Raw genomic sequence first — 16,466 nt, forward strand, 5'->3', positions numbered from 1 at the left:
GGTAAAATGAAAGCAACTCTTTGCTTCAAACTCATTATAACTCTTTGATCTAGAAAGGACACTATATGAATCGTGTAACAATTCAAACAAAGATTATGGGGTTAATCTTTTTTATTGTTAGCTTCTCTTTATTTCTAGCCGGGATTGTCATAATCCATAATTTTATAAACTCACAAGAAGAACAATTAAAACAACGTGCTTTATTAACAGCACAAACGGTTGCTGAGGCATCAGATATTACTACCAACATAACTGGTAGTGTGGAGGAAAGAAACGAGATTAATAACAGAGTCGAAACGATTCGTATTATTCACCATGCCGACTACATTGTTGTGATGGATATGAATCATATCCGTTTGTCTCATCCCGTTCCAAAACTAATTGGACAAAAATCGGAGGGTGCTGATGAGGGACCTGCTTTTGCTGAGCTCTCTTACACAACAAAAGCAAAAGGAGAGATCGGTACGATTATTCGTGGATTTTATCCTATGATCAATCAAGAACATCATCAAGTGGGTGTTGTTGTTGTTGGGTATCGAATGCCAACTTTTATAGAAATAATTAAAAATCTCCGCATGGAAATTATTTTTACTGCTGCTATTTCTTTATTATTTGGTGGTTGGGGGGCATGGATTTTAGCATCACGGATAAAAAAAGAAATGTTTAACCTTGAACCTCATGAAATTGCAAGACTTTTTGTTGAACGAACAGAAACATTTAATGCCATACATGAAGGAATTATTGCTATTGATAATGACCAAAAAATCACCGTTTTCAATGATCAAGCTAAAGTAATGATGGGAATTAACGGAGAAGTAATTGGGGAATCTATTCAATCTGTTATTCCAGATACCCGATTGCCTGAAATTCTAACATCACAACAACCTTCCTTTAATAAAGAATTAACAGTAAGAAACTTAAATATTGTCAGCAATCGTATACCTATCAAAGTAAAAGGAAAAACAGTAGGAGCCGTAGCAATTTTCCGAGATCGGACGGAGGTAAAGAAACTTGCTGAAGAGCTTACAGGTGTTAAGGCATTTGTTAGTGCCCTACGTGTGCACAATCATGAGCATATGAATAAGCTTCATACGATTGCAGGATTGCTCCAGCTCGGACATAAAGAAAGGGCTTTGGAGTATGTTTTTCAAATTACAGAAGAGCATGAAGAGCTTTCTCAATTTTTAACAAAAAATATAAAATACGAAAGTATCTCAGGACTTCTTTTAAGTAAAGTAAGTCGAGGAAAAGAACTTGGAATTACTGTTACCATTGATCGACACAGTCGATTATACTCGTTTCCACCACCATTGGATGAACATGATTTTGTAGTTATTTTTGGGAATTTAATTGAAAATGCATTTGATTCTTTTAACGATTCTCCTGAGGAGAATAAGGAAATTCATGTAAGCATTGAACAAGAGGAAGAGTTTCTTTCCATTTTAATAGAAGATAACGGAAAAGGTATTCCCGAACAAATAAAACCCTATATTTTTCAAGAAGGTTTTTCGACAAAAGATCGTTCCAATCATGGGATTGGTTTGTTTTTAGTAAAAGAAATTGTGAAGAAGGCAGGAGGTACAATTGAAATTGAATCATCACCTGTCCATGGTACTTCCTTTATTATTTCCTTTACGTCATGATAGATATTTTGGAGGAGTGCAAATGAATCATCCAGCAACTCGTGTTCTTCTTATTGAAGATGACCCGATGGTACAAGAAATTAATAAACAATTTGTTGAACGTGTAGAAGGCTTTGTTGTTATTGGATGTGCATCCAATGGAAAAGAAGGAATTGAGCTTATAAAAAAAGACAAACCTGATTTAGTTTTAGTAGACATTTATATGCCAAATCAAGATGGAGTAACAACAATTAAACAAATTCGCTCTGAAGGTCTTGATACAGATGTGATTGCCATTACGGCAGCAAGTGATGTCGAAACCGTTCGTTATTGCTTTCAGCTTGGTGCAAAAGACTATATTATGAAACCTTTTAAGTTTGAGCGAATAAAACAGGCGTTAACGAATTATCGATCATATTTTTTAAAAGTGAATGAAAAAGAATCAATTACACAACAAGAATTAGATCGACTGCTGTTTCAAGAAAGTAAGCAAGATCCTACCGAGCTTCCAAAAGGACTTAATGTTGTGACTTTACAAAAAATCCTACACTTTTTAAAAGATAATCAGGAGCCTGTTTCAGCTGAAGAAGTGGCAGAAGGAATTGGGATCGCAAGAGTAACAGCAAGACGCTATTTAGAATACATGGAGAAAACAGGTGTTGTTACGATTCATGTTGAATACGGTGGGATTGGTCGGCCAATTAATCGCTATATGATAAAATGATAGGAAACGAACTTAAACATAAAAGCCTGTAGAGAATCAACCAATTCTCAACAGGCCTTATTTCATGCTCTACTAAAATGAATTGATACCCATTCATTTGTCTGAGCTTTTTCTTCTATAGCAAAACCACCTTTGGCAAATACGTCAATTAATTGATCAATATGCCATTCAACTAATCCTGAAATAAAGAAAGTGTTACTATTTTTTAATAGATCATGCTTTTCAATAATACTCATTGTTTCATTTGCCCCGATATTAATGATAATAAAATCATAATGATCATTTATTTGATAATCTCCAGTGATAAGATCCGCCTGAACAACTTGAAGATCGTTTGTTAGGCTGTTTAATTCTGCGTTATGATGAAATTCACGTGCCACATCCTCATAATCGACTGCCACAACTTTGTCAGCCCCTTTTAAAGATGCTGCAATCGCAAGCATACCAGACCCTGTACCTAGGTCAAGAACACTTTTCCCAGTAAGATCTTTATCCAGTATCATTCGTAAGCAGCCTTGAGTTGTTTCGTGTAGCCCAGTTCCAAACGCTGCCAAAGGATCAAATTTTAAGACATGTTTATCTTCATACTGTTCTTTGGAGTTTGGATATTGAATAACCCAACCATTCTCTAAATCAATATCCTCAAATTCATAGGTTTGCTCCCAATTTGTTTCATCATAGGTTTTATAATGGATGGCTTCTCTTGAAATAGAAAGCGTTGATTCAATTAGTGGATAATAAGATTCTGGTAGGCTTTCTACCTCCAGATCACTTGCATAGATTTTTAAGTCTATATACTGATCTTCTTTTTCCTCATATCCATATCCGTTTTGAACCTTAATGATTTCAATTGGTGATTCATAATATAAATTGTAGATGCCTGCTGCATTAAGCAAGTCCGTAACTTCCTCAACATTTTTATAAGGTATATTTATTGAAAATTCGTGTAACATGATTGATTCCTCTCTTTATATGTAATACGCTCAAAACGTCCATTCACAGTTTAATATAGATCGTATTAAGATAGCAAATTGTTTGAACAAAAGCGCAAGCGCCTCGTTCAGCCCCGACAAGCATAAGGCGCAAATGAATAAAAGACGTTCTTTGTCTTTAATTTATTTGTGGCTTATGACCTCGAGGGGCTAGGCATCTGACTTTTTTAGCAAAAAGTCAGACTGTTGGAGCTGGATGTCGAAGCATTATCCATAATTAATGAAATTATCATTTCTTGAACACCCAAAAAAAGAACCTAGCATTGTACTAGGTCCTACATTAACTATTCTTCACTCTTCACATAGTCACGCCATTTATGCTGTGGCTGCCAATTTAATAGCTTCTTAGCTTTTTCATTAGAAAATAATGTTTCATAGCCTTCTAATGATTTACGAATTTCAACACCCGGATAAATGGTATCCATAAGCTTTTGACTTTCAATGTTCATGCTTGTTTCATCCGCAGCGATATTTAACGCAACTGAGCCTAAGCCATCTGCTTCTACAGCCAAGCGATAGGCAACTGCTGCATCTCTTGCATCAATATAGCTCCACATAATCACTTTTCTTTGTTCTGGATCATTGATAAAACTAGGGAAGTTCTCGTACATATGTGGAGCAATGATGTTCCCTAATCTCATTGATACAACCTGTATACCAGTCCGCCTGTGAATCATATCGGCTGTTTGTTCATTCACAATTTTTGATAACCCATAACTATCTTCAGGTAATTGTGGATGATTTTCATCAAGTGGCGCATATTGCGGTAGCAGCTCTTTTAATGGGAAAACTAATCCATATGATGATTCACTAGATGAAATCACTGCTTTTTTAATTCCTAGAGTTCCAGCAGCTTCTAATATATTATAGGTCGACATCACATTGTTTTGGAATGTCACTTCATTTGGATGAGAATAGGCAACTGGAATTGCTGCTAAATGAACAACAGCATCCGCACCGGCCAATACTCCATAAACTTCACCTAAGTTTTGCAAATCTGTTATCACTGTTTTACAAATTGGATTCTCGGGGTGTTTAATATCTGCATTTACAACTTCATATCCATGATCAAGAAATTCTTTTATAACAGAATATCCAAGAAGGCCGCTCCCTCCTGTTACAACAACTTTCTTCATAAAGTCACACACCTTATTTTAAAATGTCTTCAATTTTCGCAATCACATCAGCTGTTAATGTAACATCAGATCCTTTTGCATTTTCAATAATTTGCTCTGGCTTAGTTGCACCAACTAGTGTACTCGCAATATTAGGTAAACGTAAAATCCATGCAATCGCTAATTGAGATAAACTAATATCTAGCTCTTTAGCTATATTTCCTAGTTGTTCAACCTTAGTAAGAGTTTCATCATTTAAAAATTGATCCATAAACATGTTCGAATTAGGATCTGTTGCACGACTTCCTTTTGGAGCTCGATTATTTAAACTATATTTACCAGTTAAAACACCTTGTGCTAATGGCGAAAATACGATTTGACCAATTCCATGCTGTTCACTAACCGGGATCACTTCTTTTTCTATGTAACGGTGAAACATGTTATAGTTCGGTTGATTTACCACAATGCGATCTAATAAATATTTTTCGGCTGTCCCTACCGCTTCTTGAATTTGTTGAGCTGTCCATTCGCTTACACCTGCATATAAAATTTTTCCTTGGCGAACTAAATCATCAATGGTTCTTAATGTTTCATCAACAGGTGTTTCTGGATCATAACGGTGACAATAATAAATATCCACATAATCAGTATTTAATCGTTTCAAGCTAGCATGAAGCTGTTCAAATACATGCTTTCTAGAAAGTCCACGGTCATTAGGTCCTTCCCCCATTGGCCAAAACACTTTGGTTGCTAGCACATATGAATCACGACTGTACCCACCAAGTGCTTCTCCGACAACTTTTTCAGATTCCCCTGTTGCATATACATTTGCTGTATCGAATGAATTAATCCCTAGATCGTATGCTGTTTCAATGGTTTTAACAGCTTTATCTTTTTCAGTTGAAGCACCATATGTAAGCCAGCTTCCTAAGCTTACTTCACTCACCTTTAATCCTGATCTGCCTAAGCGTCTATATTTCATTTCAACATCTCCTTTAACAAAATGAATGAACATGTTATTTGTGGTATCGTTTACATTTGTAAATTATATATAGTTGCAAAATGGTATACAAGTACTGAAATATTCTTGATATAATTAAAAACAAGTTATCTACTATACTTTTTATAGTAGCTATAAGGGGGATACTATGGAGAAAGTAAACGAGTTACATATTGAATGTTCCATTGAAAAAGCACTAAATATTATAGGTGGAAAATGGTCATTTCTTGTTATTAAACAACTCTTTGATGGAACAAGAAGATTCGGTGAACTACAGCGCGCAATCCCGAATATAAGTCCAAAAGCACTAACAGATACACTACGTCATTTAGAAACCCATGAAGTACTAACTCGTGAAACCTTTGCAACTGTACCTGTGACAGTTCAATATACTTTAACAGAAAAAGGTCATGCTCTAAATAGTATGTTAAAAGAAATGAAAAAATGGGGAGCACAGTGGGGATAACTGAGCTTTCATAACAATAAGGATTATTAAGCAAAGTGAACTTCAATTTGAGTTCACTTTTTTCTTTTTTTAAGTGAGATTTATCACATCAATTATATTTGGAATCCCTTAACCTTACCTTAAGAAGAGCAAAACGTAAGGGGGATTATGATGAGCAAAAAAATAAAGCACGAAGATCATGAACTTAAAGGTACTTTAATTAGTGTTTTTGCCATTGGTATTTTCATTATAGTCATGTGGTTTGGTGTTTATTTCTTTTATTTATCACGATAGTTAGGGGGGTTTTCAATGCATTTTCATAAATTTGAAAAAATCTGGTTAGGATTCGGTATTATTTCTTTAGTTGTATTTCTAAGTATTATTGGTGTAACAGCGTTTGCTTTCAATCATCATCCTTCAGGGGGCATGGATACAATTGATCCTGATAAAGTAGAGCAAACAGCTCCTTTTGACAACCCTGGTGTTCATCAAATTGATGACAACACATATGAAGTTATTATTGTTGCCAAAGCATTTGGGTACGATCCAGCGGAAATAAAAGTACCAGTTGGAAAAAAAGTAGTTTTTAAGGTAGCTAGTACTGATGTTACTCATAGCTTCTCGATTGCAAAAACAAATGTAAACATGATGGTTGTGCCTGGTCAAATTAATACAAAGGAATATACGTTTGATAAGGCTGGACAGTATTTAGTGATTTGTAACGAGTACTGTGGCACAGGACATCATTTTATGAAAACAACAATTGAGGTGGTTGAGTAATGAAACAGATCAGTTTAGGCGATAGAAAGCTCGCTATTACAAATATTGTTGTCGCTTATATTGCTTTTTTAATAGGAACATTTTGTGGTTTAATGCAGGTGTTTATTAGAAATGATGCACTTACACTTCCACCATGGCTTGACTATTATCAAATATTAACAGCACATGGCGTTTTATTAGCACTTATTTTTACAACCTATTTTATCTTTGCTTTTCTTATTTCTGGAATGAGCTATTCCCTTGGTGCTTTTGGACCAAAAGTCCGTTCATTTTCATGGCTTGGTTTTATTGTAACAACAGCAGGAACCATTCTTGCGACAGTGGAGATCATTGCTGGCAGAGCTTCTGTTCTTTACACATTTTACGCACCACTTCAAGCAAGTGGATGGTATTATGTAGGTTTGGCCCTATTCGTAGTAGGAACCTGGATATACAGCTTTGCCCTTATTGGTCATTATGTAAAATGGAAAAAAGAACATAAAAAGAAACTAAGCCCTTTGTTTGCCTATATGACGATATCTACTCTTATTCTTTGGATCATTGCTTGCCTAGGTGTAGTAGCAACTGTATTATTTCAATTTATTCCTTGGGCGTTCGGTTGGGTTGATACTATTAATGTTGAATTAAGCCGATCACTTTTCTGGTATTTCGGGCACCCGCTCGTATACTTCTGGTTGTTACCTGCTTATATGGCATGGTATGTAGTTGTTCCAAAAATTATTGGCGGAAAGGTTTTTAGTGATTCACTTGCTCGTTTGTCATTCGTGTTATTTATTTTATTTTCTATACCTGTTGGCTTTCACCATCAGCTTACAGAACCAGGTATCTCAAGCTTTTGGAAGTTTTTACAGACAGTTTTAACATTTATGGTCATTATCCCTTCATTAATGACCGCCTTCTCTATGTTTGGAACATTCGAAAGAACAGGAAGATTAAAAGGAGCTTCAGGATTATTTGGTTGGTTATTTAAACTTCCTTGGAAAGATATTCGATTTACATCTTTATTCATTGCTATGTTCTTCTTTATCCCGGGTGGTGCTGGTGGAATAATCAATGCAAGTTTCCAGCTGAACGAGGTTGTTCATAATACACTATGGGTTGTCGGACATTTTCACATTACCGTTGGAACACCTGTTGCTATGACATTTATGGGGCTAACTTTTTGGTTAATACCTTACTTAACAGGTAGAAAACTAACAAAGTCAATTCAAAAACTAGCTTTCATTCAGATTATTACTTGGTCAATCGGTATGCTGCTCATGAGTACCTCACAGCATATTTTAGGTTTACTAGGGGCACCGAGACGTACAGCTTTTGCAGGCTATATGGATGATCCGTCTGCTTTAGAGTGGTTCAATGGACTATTATCTAACCATGTAACAATGGCCATTGGTGGAACGATCCTCTTTTTATCTGCTATGATCTTAATCTATATTGTGTTTCAAACATTGTTCTTTGCGCCTAAAGCAACCGAGAATGAACGTGTTGAATTTCCTATGGCAGAGAGCGACCTTGAACAAACTCCTAAATATTTGGAGAATTGGTGGATTTGGATCGGTATTGCCTTCGCTTTAATTGCATTTGCTTATACCATTCCTTTAGCTGAGATGATCCACCATGCACCACCTGGCTCCTCAGGATTTAAAACGTGGTAGGAGGTTGATACTATGTTTACAGTTACCTTTTCAATGCTTATTGTAACAACGATCTTAACGGCTCTTTTAGTAGATTTTACAACAAAAGAAGAAAATGAATAATGAAAAGGACTCTCCTAAACTATTTGAGAGTCCTTTTCTATTGTAAGAGAAAAAATGATATATTATTAAGGATGTTTTAACATAATTTGTTGTTTATAATGTGTTAAACACAAAACAGGATCGTTCCATTGCGCTCCAGACACTCGCTTTCCGCGGGGAGGAAGCTGAGTTTCCTCGCCTTCGCCTGCGGGGTCTCAGCCTTTCCTCTACCTCCCGCAGGAGTCGAGTGTCTTCCGCTCCATTCCACTATCGTTTTTATAGTATGACTCAAGTACAATATTGGAGAAAACAACCATTCCTAATCTTGTTATCTAGCAACATAGTAATTATTAAAAGTAAAAAACAAAAGCAACATTAGCTTTTGTTTTTTATAAGCGGCATATCTGTAAAGGACAATCCTCACAGCGGCAAATGTTCTTAAGACCATTTAAATCAAAAACCGTGATATAGCCCTTATCATAATCTATTAATCCATCTTTTTTCAGTTGACTTAGCATACGTGTCACTGTTTCTCTAGGTGTACCTATTAAACATGACATTTCATCATGGGTGAATTTTTTTGTAATTTCCCATTTATCACCCTGCTGTTTGCCATATGTGTTTGTTATTCGAATGATTACTGAAGCCATAGCCCCGTTTTTACCAAAAAACATTAAATCACGTAGCTTTGTTTGTGTTAGCTGTTGAGAATGACTAACCCATTTTGTAAATTCAATTGAAAAATCACGGTGTTCCCAAAGAAGCCGTTCAACATCCTGCAGATTAATCATACCTACAACAGAATCTTCTAATGCTTTTGCGTTCTCTCTTGCTTTATTTTTAGCATTTGGAGGATAATCACCAAAAAGATCATCCTCTTCAAAATAATTTAATGTCAGAATTTTTCCATCTTCTGTTGCTTTATATAAATTAATTGTTCCCTCTACTACAAAATAGAGAGCATTCACAGGATCTCCCTCAAAAAAGATGTGGTCTCCACTTTTAAACGTCATCATCTTCATGTTCTTTTTTACTAAATTTAAACTGTTACTTGAAAAGAAAGTTGTATTTTTGATATCTTCATTTCTCTTTTTTACACATGTTGTCATCATCATCGCCCCTGCATCGTTTCTTATACCCTTATTGTAAAGCAATGATGTAGAGAAAGTTATCAGGGAATTCCCTTATTTTCATTCCGGGATTCCCCCAATATGCAAAAAGAAGGAGCATTTAATTTTATGCTCCTTCTTTTATTTAAAAGGTACCTTTACCTTTATTCTTGTTCCCTCATTTATTTGGGATTGAACTTGGAAATCTGCTTCAATGGACCGGGCTCTTTCCTCCATACTAAATAATCCAACACCATTCCTTTTTGCTTGTTGATCAAATCCTACTCCATGATCATCAATGACAACCTCTAACTCATTTTCGCCTTCTATTATTGACAGGGAAATCTCATTTGTTTTAGCGTATTTTCTTGCATTTGTCATTGCCTCCTGCACAATGCGATAGATGCTAGTTTCAACCTCAGAATCAAGTCGTCTTTCAAGCTTATATGTAAAGTTTGTTTTTAGACCGTAATGCTCATTAAACTTATTTATAAAAGATCGAATAGCCGGAATAAGTCCAAGGTCATCTAAAATTGACGGTCGTAATTGCCATGATATTTGACGTATTTCATCAATGATGTTGGATATTTCGGTTTCCATTTGTTCAATGAATTGTTGATTCGAGTCGGTTCTTAATCGGTTAATCATGATAAGAAGACTATATAGGTTCTGACCAATACCATCATGAAGCTCCCGGGAGATTTTTTTCCGCTCCTCTTCTTGTATGCCGATCAGCTTACTCATCATTCTCTGTAATTCTTTTTCTGCACGCTTTCTACCGGTAATTTCATTACGGATCGCCAAGTATTGATAAGGCTTACCTTTTCCATTTAAAAAAGGAACAATTGTTGTATCAACCCAGTAATACGTGCCATCCTTTGCTCGATTCTTAATTTCTCCCTTCCATACCTTTCCGGTTCCGATTGTCTTCCAAAGGTTGCGAAAAAAGTCAGGAGAGTGGTAACCAGAATTAATGATTTTGTGACTTTTCCCAATCAATTCTTCAGTACTATATTTTGAAATTTTACAAAATGTTTCATTCACATAAGTAATAATCCCTTTTTGATCAGTTATCGCTACAATAGATGACTCGTCAAGAGCAAATTTAAAGTCCATCAATTCCGAAAGAGATGCTTTTAGTTCAGCTTTCATTTTTTTGAAGGATGATTCTTGCTCCTTTGCGGTTTCAACATGTAAAACAAAATATACTTGATCTAATAGTGAAAGCTTATTACCATTAACCTGAAATTTTGTGATAGATTGATCTTTTAAAATCCCTAACATTTCAAACGCAGAACAATCGTTTTCATGCAACCATTGAACATCGAAATATGGAAATAACATGTTTATTTTTTTACCTTTTACATCCTCTTGCTTATGGCCAAATAGTTTTTCTGATGAGAGGTTAAAAGATTCTATTGTACCTTGTTCATTAATGATGATGTATACTTGAGAATCATTTTGAATCATTTATGTGAAATTCCTTTCCAAATGGCCATTAAATACCATAACCTAACAATCCCTTTTTTAAAGCATATTCTACAAGCTCAGGTCTTGTTTTTAACTTTAATTTTTCCATAATCCTCGCCTTATGATTTTCAACCGTTTTAACACTGATGATGAGCTTTTCTGCAATTTCTTTATTCGAAAACCCTTTGGCAATTAATGTTAGAACCTCTTTTTCTCGTTCTGATAAGAGGGAATACGTATCAACGTTTGCGCCACTTTGTAATTTATCTAGATAATCCTCCATTAATTTCTTTGTTGCCGTTGGATACAAATAAGCTGATCCTTCAGCAACAACTGAGATGGCATGAATTAATTCGTTATGAAGTGCACTTTTTAATATGCAGCCAGATGCACCTGCCTGGATAACACGGAATAAATATTCTTCATCATCATGCATAGTTAAAATAAGAATTTGAACTTCAGGCCACCTTTTCTTAATTTCAACGGTTGCAGATAATCCATCTTTTCCATGTGGCATACTTAAATCCATTAATACAACTGTTGGTTTAAGCTGTTCCACCATTCTGATAGCCTCGTCACCCTCAGATGCTTCCCCTACAACCTCCATGTTTTCGATATCATTTATTAACAATTTTAACCCTGAGCGAACCACAGCATGGTCATCAACTAATAAAATGGATGTTGTCAAAAAATATCACCTCTCATTCTGAATGGATATGGTTAGTTGACAATGATGTTCATCAATTCTTACTAAACAGATTGTTCCTTTAACTAACTCCATCTTTTCATTGTATTCTTGAATATGATGTAAAAACTGCTCATGTTTATTCTTTGATTGTAGTTCAATTTTATAGTCTATTTTAATTTGAACGAGCTCTTCCCAAAAGAAAGTGACTTCTAGGTGGCTAACGGTAAAAAGGTCTGCTAGTTCCTTTAGCATATCTTTCAGTAGTCGATAAAAAAACACTTCGACTATTTGCGGCAGTCGTTTCTTTTCTCCATAACTATGAATTTGAACTGTTACTCCATTCTTTTTGCTATAGTTTAATAAAAAAGCTTCTATTGCCCCGTTTATTCCTTTATGACAAAAAGGTAGCACATCTTGAGAGATAAACCTTAAATCCTCGATCGTACACTTCGTTAATTTTATCATTTCTTCATTTCGAGTTCTATCTTGTCGGTCATCAATATATTGCTGTACATATTGTAAATGGTTAAATAATGCATACATCTTTTGCGCAATATCTTCATGTAAAAGAGAGGAAATTTCCTCTAGCTCCTTTTCATAATGCCGAAGCATATGTGTATCAAGTAAATCGTGAATTTCACTGTTCATACTTTCACCTTTATCCGTAAGCATCTAAGAGTATGTAGGCTACTCTTATCTCTTATTTTAATGAATGCCACGTTATGAAACTGTGATATTCATCACGAGTAGATAACTTGGCTTATTATTAATCAAAAAAAGAGCCACTTTGGGCTCTTTTTATCGTTTATTCTTCTGAAAGATAGTTTTTCACACCATACTCTTTTTGCTTATCTTCTAACCAAGTTGGATATTCAGTTGACAGCTTTTCATCAAATAAGATATCTTTAATTTCTTCTTTACTGTTATCAAAGTTTGCTTCAGCCGCTTCTTGAATTTCGGTTACTTTAATAATATGATAGCCGTATTCCGTTTTTACAGGCTCACTTATTTGATCGACCTTCATAGAAAATGCCGCTTCTTCGAATTCTGCTACCATGCTTCCTTCTCCAAAGAATCCTAAGTCTCCACCAGCTTCAGCTGTTGATGGATCTGTTGAATATTCTTTGGCTAGCTCTGTAAAGTCTTCACCAGCATCGATCTTTTCTTTCACTTCTTTCGCAGTTTCTTCATCCTCAACTAAAATATGACTTGCCTTTACCTGTTTAGTTTGAGCAAAAGTATCTTTGTTTTCATCAAAGTATGTTCGCATTTCTTCCTCAGTAATTTCAATCTTTGATTCTAGTAATTTTTCAATTTGAAGGTTAACTTTTACGTCTTCTTCTACGTCTTCCATCGTTAAGCCGCTAGAAGCTAATGTTTGTTTAAACGTTTCTTCTCCACCATATGTGCTGATTAACTCATCAAGCTCTGCATCTACTTCTTCATCAGTTATAGTGATATTTTCTTTTGCAGTTTCTTGCTCAATGATGCTTTTTGTGATTAATGTGTCTACTGCCGTTGTCCCATTTTGCTTAACAAAATACGTATATAGGTCGTCCTTTGTTACTGATTCATTTCCTATCTTTGCGACAACTTCACTTCTTGTAGAAAGAAAAATAAAAATGGCAATTGCTGCAACGACGAGGACTGCAAGGATGCCTATTGTTTTTTTGCTTGTTAATAACCTCTGAACCATTGTAAAACTCCCTATTATGTTTATAGTCTTTCGATTGTTAATACTGACTAGCTTTTACTATAAAGAGAAAGTGTGGGATAAATATGTACGAATTGTGGGAAATTATGAAAATGATTTTCATTTCAGTGGTTCATTCTGTATCCTTAAAGAATGGTCGGATGGTTTCTACTGAGAATCTATTCTTGGAATAGTATAAAACGCTTACTAAGTCCAAGAAAAAAAGACCCCAATTTGGAGTCTTTTATAGAGCTGCTGTTGCAGCGTCATTATTATTTTTGAACGTTAGCAGCTTGTGGTCCACGAGCTCCTTGCTCTACTTCAAAAGTAACTGTTTGGCCTTCTTCTAAAGTTTTGAAGCCATCACCTTGGATTGCAGAGAAGTGTACGAATACATCGTCTTGTCCTTCTACTTCGATGAAACCGAAACCTTTTTCTGAATTAAACCATTTTACTTTACCTTGTAGCATTGTTTTTCCTCCTGTGTGGTATCTAAAAAGTCCACATTGTATTACTATTCTTGCTAGACAACGATTCTTCAAGAGGAAAAAACTTTTTAAAGCAACTTCCATCTCTCAGTCTTATCCGAACAAAAATAATTAAGTCAATCTTAACACTTATTTTTGTGTAAATCAAGAAACTAAACAAGCTTTTATCCACAAATGTTCGATAAAAACCTACATATTTCTTACCACTAATGCCCATTATAGTGAATAAAGATTCTGATTTACATGAGGTGGTAAAATGAATACCCCTACCTACCAGGATATTTTAAAAATAAATGAAAACCTAAATAACACAAGCTTTTCCCATTGGTATCACGATGATTTGTTTACTGCAACATGGTGGTTTCTATTATTATCAACAATTGGACCTTTTATAGTATGGAATAAATTAAGAGATCGGAGTAGATCACTCGAGCTTATTATATTCGGACTTATTAGTTCTTTGCTTGCTTCATTTTTAGATGAAGTAGGAGTTTATCTTGGATTGTGGGGATATCCTGACAAGCTTATTCCAATTATTCCACCACTTTTACCGGCTGATCTTGCCGTTATCCCTGTTTTTTCAATGCTAATCTATCAATATTCACCAACACTTACTTCTTATATGTGGAAGTATATTATTTTTGCTGGTGTACTCGCATTTATTATTGAACCTGCTTTTGTAAAGTTTGAGATGTATGCCAATCACAAGTGGTGGACACATACCTGCTCATTTATTGGATTAATCCTATATGGAATGATTATTCATTATTTCATTCGTGTTATTTTAATACATTTTCAAAAAACTGATCATTCATTTTAAAATGTTACATCTTCATTTCAAAAATGGCCTGTTTATGCTTGATAAAAGGTTACCTGGTTCTTCCCCTTATCTTTAGATTGATAAAGGGCTTGATCTGCTAAATCAATAACCTCATCAGGTTCTATGCCACATTCAGGCCAAATAGCTCCACCAATACTACATCTAATAACAACCTCAACTCCATCTCCTAACAAGATCGGTGAATTGATGGAACTAATTATGCTTTCTCCTAATTTGATACCTTCATCAATTCTGGAATTTGTTTCACAACGAATAATTAAAATGAATTCATCTCCACCGAGTCGAGCAGCAAAATCCCCTTCCTTAACAAACGTCTTCAGTCTTTCCGCAACTTTCACTAATAAATCGTCACCCGCCTGATGGCCGTAAGTATCATTTATATCTTTAAAGCCATCCAAATCCATAAATAAAAAGAGATAATTTTCATCATTAGCTTCGTTTTCTAACTTTTTATCAATATAAGAGTATAATGCTACTCTGTTTGGTAGCCCTGTAAGGCTGTCTTTTAGAGCAAGTTTTTTCATTCTGCCAAGCTCAGATTTTGTTTCCATAATGGTTTCAACCATTTCTCTTAAGGATAAGGAAAGATCATTCAAGTCCTTAATTCGTGTGAAATAAGGCATTTCTGTACGTTCTCCCCTTTTTAATTGATTGGCTGCAATAGCAATTTCCTTAAGTGGATTCGCAACTCTACCCGCAATAAACCAACCAATCACTGCAAACAAAATCGCAGCTATCATTCCTACTGTTAATGTATAGCTTTTTAGCTTTTCAACCGAGGCAAAGGCATAGTCAACAGGCTCTCGTACAATAATCTTCCAGTTTAGACCAGGATAATTTAAATATCCATCACTGTATGAATAACTTGTTACATAGTCCTTTCCATCAGGCCATTTCCTAATATTCCAGTTCTCATCAGATACCGAATCGTCATTTGTAATCGATGTCGGCAAAGCTGTACCAATCATATCACCTGGACCTAACAGAATACGATTATCGTCTGAACGAATGATAAAAACTTCAACTCGTTTTGCACTTTTTAAGTGTGCTTTATACGGCTCAATAATCGATCTATGTATTTCTTTTGACCAATCCCAGCTAAGGTGAGAGGCTAGTACCCCCGAAAACTCTCCCTTCTGATTTCGGATTGGAAAGCTAATATCAACAAACTCCACAGGTTCTCCATTGGGACTAGGTATTAATTTTGCAAGCAATACCGCTTCATGGACATCACCAACAAATGGCTTTTTAATTGCCTCAAGATAAACAGGTCGCTCTTTAATGCTATTTCCAACTAACATATTATTTGTTGCTACAATTACTTCCCCTTCTTTATCGGTTATTCCGACCCAGGAAAAAGAAGAGATGTTCTTTTGTAACTCGTTTAAAAGGACTCTCTTTTCATCAAGATTCCCCTCATCTTTTATCGTGTTTAGTTCACTAAGCAGTTTTAATTCGTTATATCGGGACCACATAAAAAAGTCTAATTTATCAGCCATCTGATAGGAAACATTTGATAATGAGTTTCCAATTTCTTCTTCCATTTCCTCACTTGATTTAGATCCTACAGAAATAGTTAAAACAGCTGTTAACAATATAATAAAGATTAAAAATGTTAATGAAAAAAATGTCCGCAAACTAACATGTGACATAGGAGATTCTCCTTATTTCAACCATAAATTTAACCACAAGACTCATCTATCTTATAGCCTATTTGTTATATCGGTAAACTTTAAAAAAATCTAAACTATTTCAGAAAAAAT

17 protein-coding genes are annotated in these 16,466 nt (G+C 35.1%); 7 read left to right on the forward strand and 10 right to left on the reverse strand.

Going from position 1 to position 16,466, the window contains the following annotated elements:
- The first annotated feature begins 65 nt into the window (after positions 1 to 65).
- Positions 66 to 1,643 (forward strand): ATP-binding protein, encoded by a 1,578-nt coding sequence (locus D9842_RS15160; RefSeq protein ID WP_121663225.1) that lies wholly within the window; start codon positions 66 to 68, stop codon positions 1,641 to 1,643.
- Between the two features lie 22 nt (positions 1,644 to 1,665).
- The gene (locus D9842_RS15165; RefSeq protein WP_121665081.1) at positions 1,666 to 2,346 is read left to right on the forward strand and encodes a response regulator; all 681 of its coding nucleotides are present in this window, start codon (positions 1,666 to 1,668) and stop codon (positions 2,344 to 2,346) included.
- 62 nt (positions 2,347 to 2,408) lie between these two features.
- On the opposite strand, the gene D9842_RS15170 is transcribed toward D9842_RS15165, so the two are convergent.
- The 3 genes from D9842_RS15170 to D9842_RS15180 form a co-directional block, all read right to left on the reverse strand.
- Positions 2,409 to 3,299, reverse strand: a complete 891-nt coding sequence (locus tag D9842_RS15170; RefSeq protein ID WP_121663226.1) for a 50S ribosomal protein L11 methyltransferase — start codon at positions 3,297 to 3,299, stop codon at positions 2,409 to 2,411.
- A 323-nt stretch (positions 3,300 to 3,622) separates the two neighbouring features.
- The gene (locus D9842_RS15175) at positions 3,623 to 4,474 is read right to left on the reverse strand and encodes an NAD-dependent epimerase/dehydratase family protein (RefSeq protein ID WP_121663227.1); all 852 of its coding nucleotides are present in this window, start codon (positions 4,472 to 4,474) and stop codon (positions 3,623 to 3,625) included.
- A 13-nt stretch (positions 4,475 to 4,487) separates the two neighbouring features.
- Entirely contained in the window at positions 4,488 to 5,435 is a 948-nt protein-coding gene (locus D9842_RS15180) for an aldo/keto reductase family protein (protein WP_121663228.1), read from the reverse strand.
- A 166-nt stretch (positions 5,436 to 5,601) separates the two neighbouring features.
- On the opposite strand from D9842_RS15180, the gene D9842_RS15185 reads away from it, so the two are divergent.
- The 4 genes from D9842_RS15185 (at position 5,602) to D9842_RS15200 (ending at position 8,333) form a co-directional block, all read left to right on the forward strand.
- Positions 5,602 to 5,919 carry a winged helix-turn-helix transcriptional regulator gene (locus D9842_RS15185; protein ID WP_121663229.1) on the forward strand — a complete coding sequence of 106 codons (318 nt, stop codon included), beginning with the start codon at positions 5,602 to 5,604 and terminating at the stop codon, positions 5,917 to 5,919.
- Between the two features lie 150 nt (positions 5,920 to 6,069).
- A complete protein-coding gene (locus tag D9842_RS15190; RefSeq protein ID WP_306821488.1) occupies positions 6,070 to 6,192 on the forward strand; it encodes a cytochrome c oxidase subunit 2A in 123 nt (40 codons plus the stop codon).
- Between the two features lie 15 nt (positions 6,193 to 6,207).
- Positions 6,208 to 6,678, forward strand: a complete 471-nt coding sequence (locus D9842_RS15195) for a cytochrome c oxidase subunit II (protein WP_121663231.1) — start codon at positions 6,208 to 6,210, stop codon at positions 6,676 to 6,678.
- On the forward strand, positions 6,678 to 8,333 hold the full coding sequence (locus D9842_RS15200; protein WP_121663232.1) for a b(o/a)3-type cytochrome-c oxidase subunit 1: 1,656 nt from the start codon (positions 6,678 to 6,680) through the stop codon (positions 8,331 to 8,333). The genes D9842_RS15195 and D9842_RS15200 overlap by 1 nt, the downstream gene beginning before the upstream one ends.
- Before the next feature lie 470 nt (positions 8,334 to 8,803).
- Here the strand turns inward: D9842_RS15200 and D9842_RS15205 are convergent, their stop codons facing one another.
- The 6 genes from D9842_RS15205 to D9842_RS15230 form a co-directional block, all read right to left on the reverse strand.
- Positions 8,804 to 9,523, reverse strand: coding sequence for a Crp/Fnr family transcriptional regulator (locus tag D9842_RS15205; RefSeq protein ID WP_162987448.1), 720 nt, complete (start codon positions 9,521 to 9,523; stop codon positions 8,804 to 8,806).
- A 141-nt stretch (positions 9,524 to 9,664) separates the two neighbouring features.
- Positions 9,665 to 10,993 (reverse strand): PAS domain-containing sensor histidine kinase, encoded by a 1,329-nt coding sequence (locus D9842_RS15210; protein WP_121663234.1) that lies wholly within the window; start codon positions 10,991 to 10,993, stop codon positions 9,665 to 9,667.
- A 28-nt stretch (positions 10,994 to 11,021) separates the two neighbouring features.
- Positions 11,022 to 11,681, reverse strand: a complete 660-nt coding sequence (locus D9842_RS15215) for a response regulator transcription factor (RefSeq protein WP_231308152.1) — start codon at positions 11,679 to 11,681, stop codon at positions 11,022 to 11,024.
- Between the two features lie 6 nt (positions 11,682 to 11,687).
- Positions 11,688 to 12,329 (reverse strand): sensor histidine kinase, encoded by a 642-nt coding sequence (locus tag D9842_RS15220; protein ID WP_121663235.1) that lies wholly within the window; start codon positions 12,327 to 12,329, stop codon positions 11,688 to 11,690.
- Between the two features lie 157 nt (positions 12,330 to 12,486).
- Positions 12,487 to 13,377, reverse strand: coding sequence for a peptidylprolyl isomerase (locus tag D9842_RS15225; RefSeq protein WP_121663236.1), 891 nt, complete (start codon positions 13,375 to 13,377; stop codon positions 12,487 to 12,489).
- A gap of 269 nt (positions 13,378 to 13,646) precedes the next feature.
- Entirely contained in the window at positions 13,647 to 13,844 is a 198-nt protein-coding gene (locus D9842_RS15230; RefSeq protein ID WP_026558957.1) for a cold-shock protein, read from the reverse strand.
- A gap of 274 nt (positions 13,845 to 14,118) precedes the next feature.
- Between D9842_RS15230 and D9842_RS15235 the strand changes: the two genes are divergently transcribed.
- Positions 14,119 to 14,682: a CBO0543 family protein gene (locus D9842_RS15235; protein WP_121663237.1), complete on the forward strand. Its 564-nt coding sequence runs from the start codon at positions 14,119 to 14,121 to the stop codon at positions 14,680 to 14,682.
- Positions 14,683 to 14,714: 32 nt separating this feature from the next.
- Here D9842_RS15235 and D9842_RS15240 read toward each other — a convergent pair whose 3' ends face one another.
- Complete coding sequence (locus D9842_RS15240) at positions 14,715 to 16,355, reverse strand: sensor domain-containing diguanylate cyclase (protein ID WP_121663238.1); 1,641 nt, start codon at positions 16,353 to 16,355, stop codon at positions 14,715 to 14,717.
- Between the last annotated feature and the right edge of the window lie 111 nt (positions 16,356 to 16,466).

The organism is Metabacillus litoralis (assembly GCF_003667825.1).
GTDB classification, from domain to species: Bacteria; Bacillota; Bacilli; order Bacillales; family Bacillaceae; genus Metabacillus; species Metabacillus litoralis_B.

Coding starts and splice junctions, on each gene's coding strand:
- D9842_RS15210 (WP_121663234.1), bottom strand. CDS start 10,993: ATGATTCAAAATGATTCTCAAGTATACATCATCATTAATGAACAAGGT.
- D9842_RS15225 (WP_121663236.1), bottom strand. CDS start 13,377: ATGGTTCAGAGGTTATTAACAAGCAAAAAAACAATAGGCATCCTTGCA.
- D9842_RS15165 (WP_121665081.1), top strand. CDS start 1,666: ATGAATCATCCAGCAACTCGTGTTCTTCTTATTGAAGATGACCCGATG.
- D9842_RS15195 (WP_121663231.1), top strand. CDS start 6,208: ATGCATTTTCATAAATTTGAAAAAATCTGGTTAGGATTCGGTATTATT.
- D9842_RS15170 (WP_121663226.1), bottom strand. CDS start 3,299: ATGTTACACGAATTTTCAATAAATATACCTTATAAAAATGTTGAGGAA.
- D9842_RS15185 (WP_121663229.1), top strand. CDS start 5,602: ATGGAGAAAGTAAACGAGTTACATATTGAATGTTCCATTGAAAAAGCA.
- D9842_RS15220 (WP_121663235.1), bottom strand. CDS start 12,329: ATGAACAGTGAAATTCACGATTTACTTGATACACATATGCTTCGGCAT.
- D9842_RS15230 (WP_026558957.1), bottom strand. CDS start 13,844: ATGCTACAAGGTAAAGTAAAATGGTTTAATTCAGAAAAAGGTTTCGGT.
- D9842_RS15190 (WP_306821488.1), top strand. CDS start 6,070: ATGAGCAAAAAAATAAAGCACGAAGATCATGAACTTAAAGGTACTTTA.
- D9842_RS15160 (WP_121663225.1), top strand. CDS start 66: ATGAATCGTGTAACAATTCAAACAAAGATTATGGGGTTAATCTTTTTT.
- D9842_RS15200 (WP_121663232.1), top strand. CDS start 6,678: ATGAAACAGATCAGTTTAGGCGATAGAAAGCTCGCTATTACAAATATT.
- D9842_RS15180 (WP_121663228.1), bottom strand. CDS start 5,435: ATGAAATATAGACGCTTAGGCAGATCAGGATTAAAGGTGAGTGAAGTA.
- D9842_RS15175 (WP_121663227.1), bottom strand. CDS start 4,474: ATGAAGAAAGTTGTTGTAACAGGAGGGAGCGGCCTTCTTGGATATTCT.
- D9842_RS15240 (WP_121663238.1), bottom strand. CDS start 16,355: ATGTCACATGTTAGTTTGCGGACATTTTTTTCATTAACATTTTTAATC.
- D9842_RS15205 (WP_162987448.1), bottom strand. CDS start 9,523: ATGACAACATGTGTAAAAAAGAGAAATGAAGATATCAAAAATACAACT.
- D9842_RS15235 (WP_121663237.1), top strand. CDS start 14,119: ATGAATACCCCTACCTACCAGGATATTTTAAAAATAAATGAAAACCTA.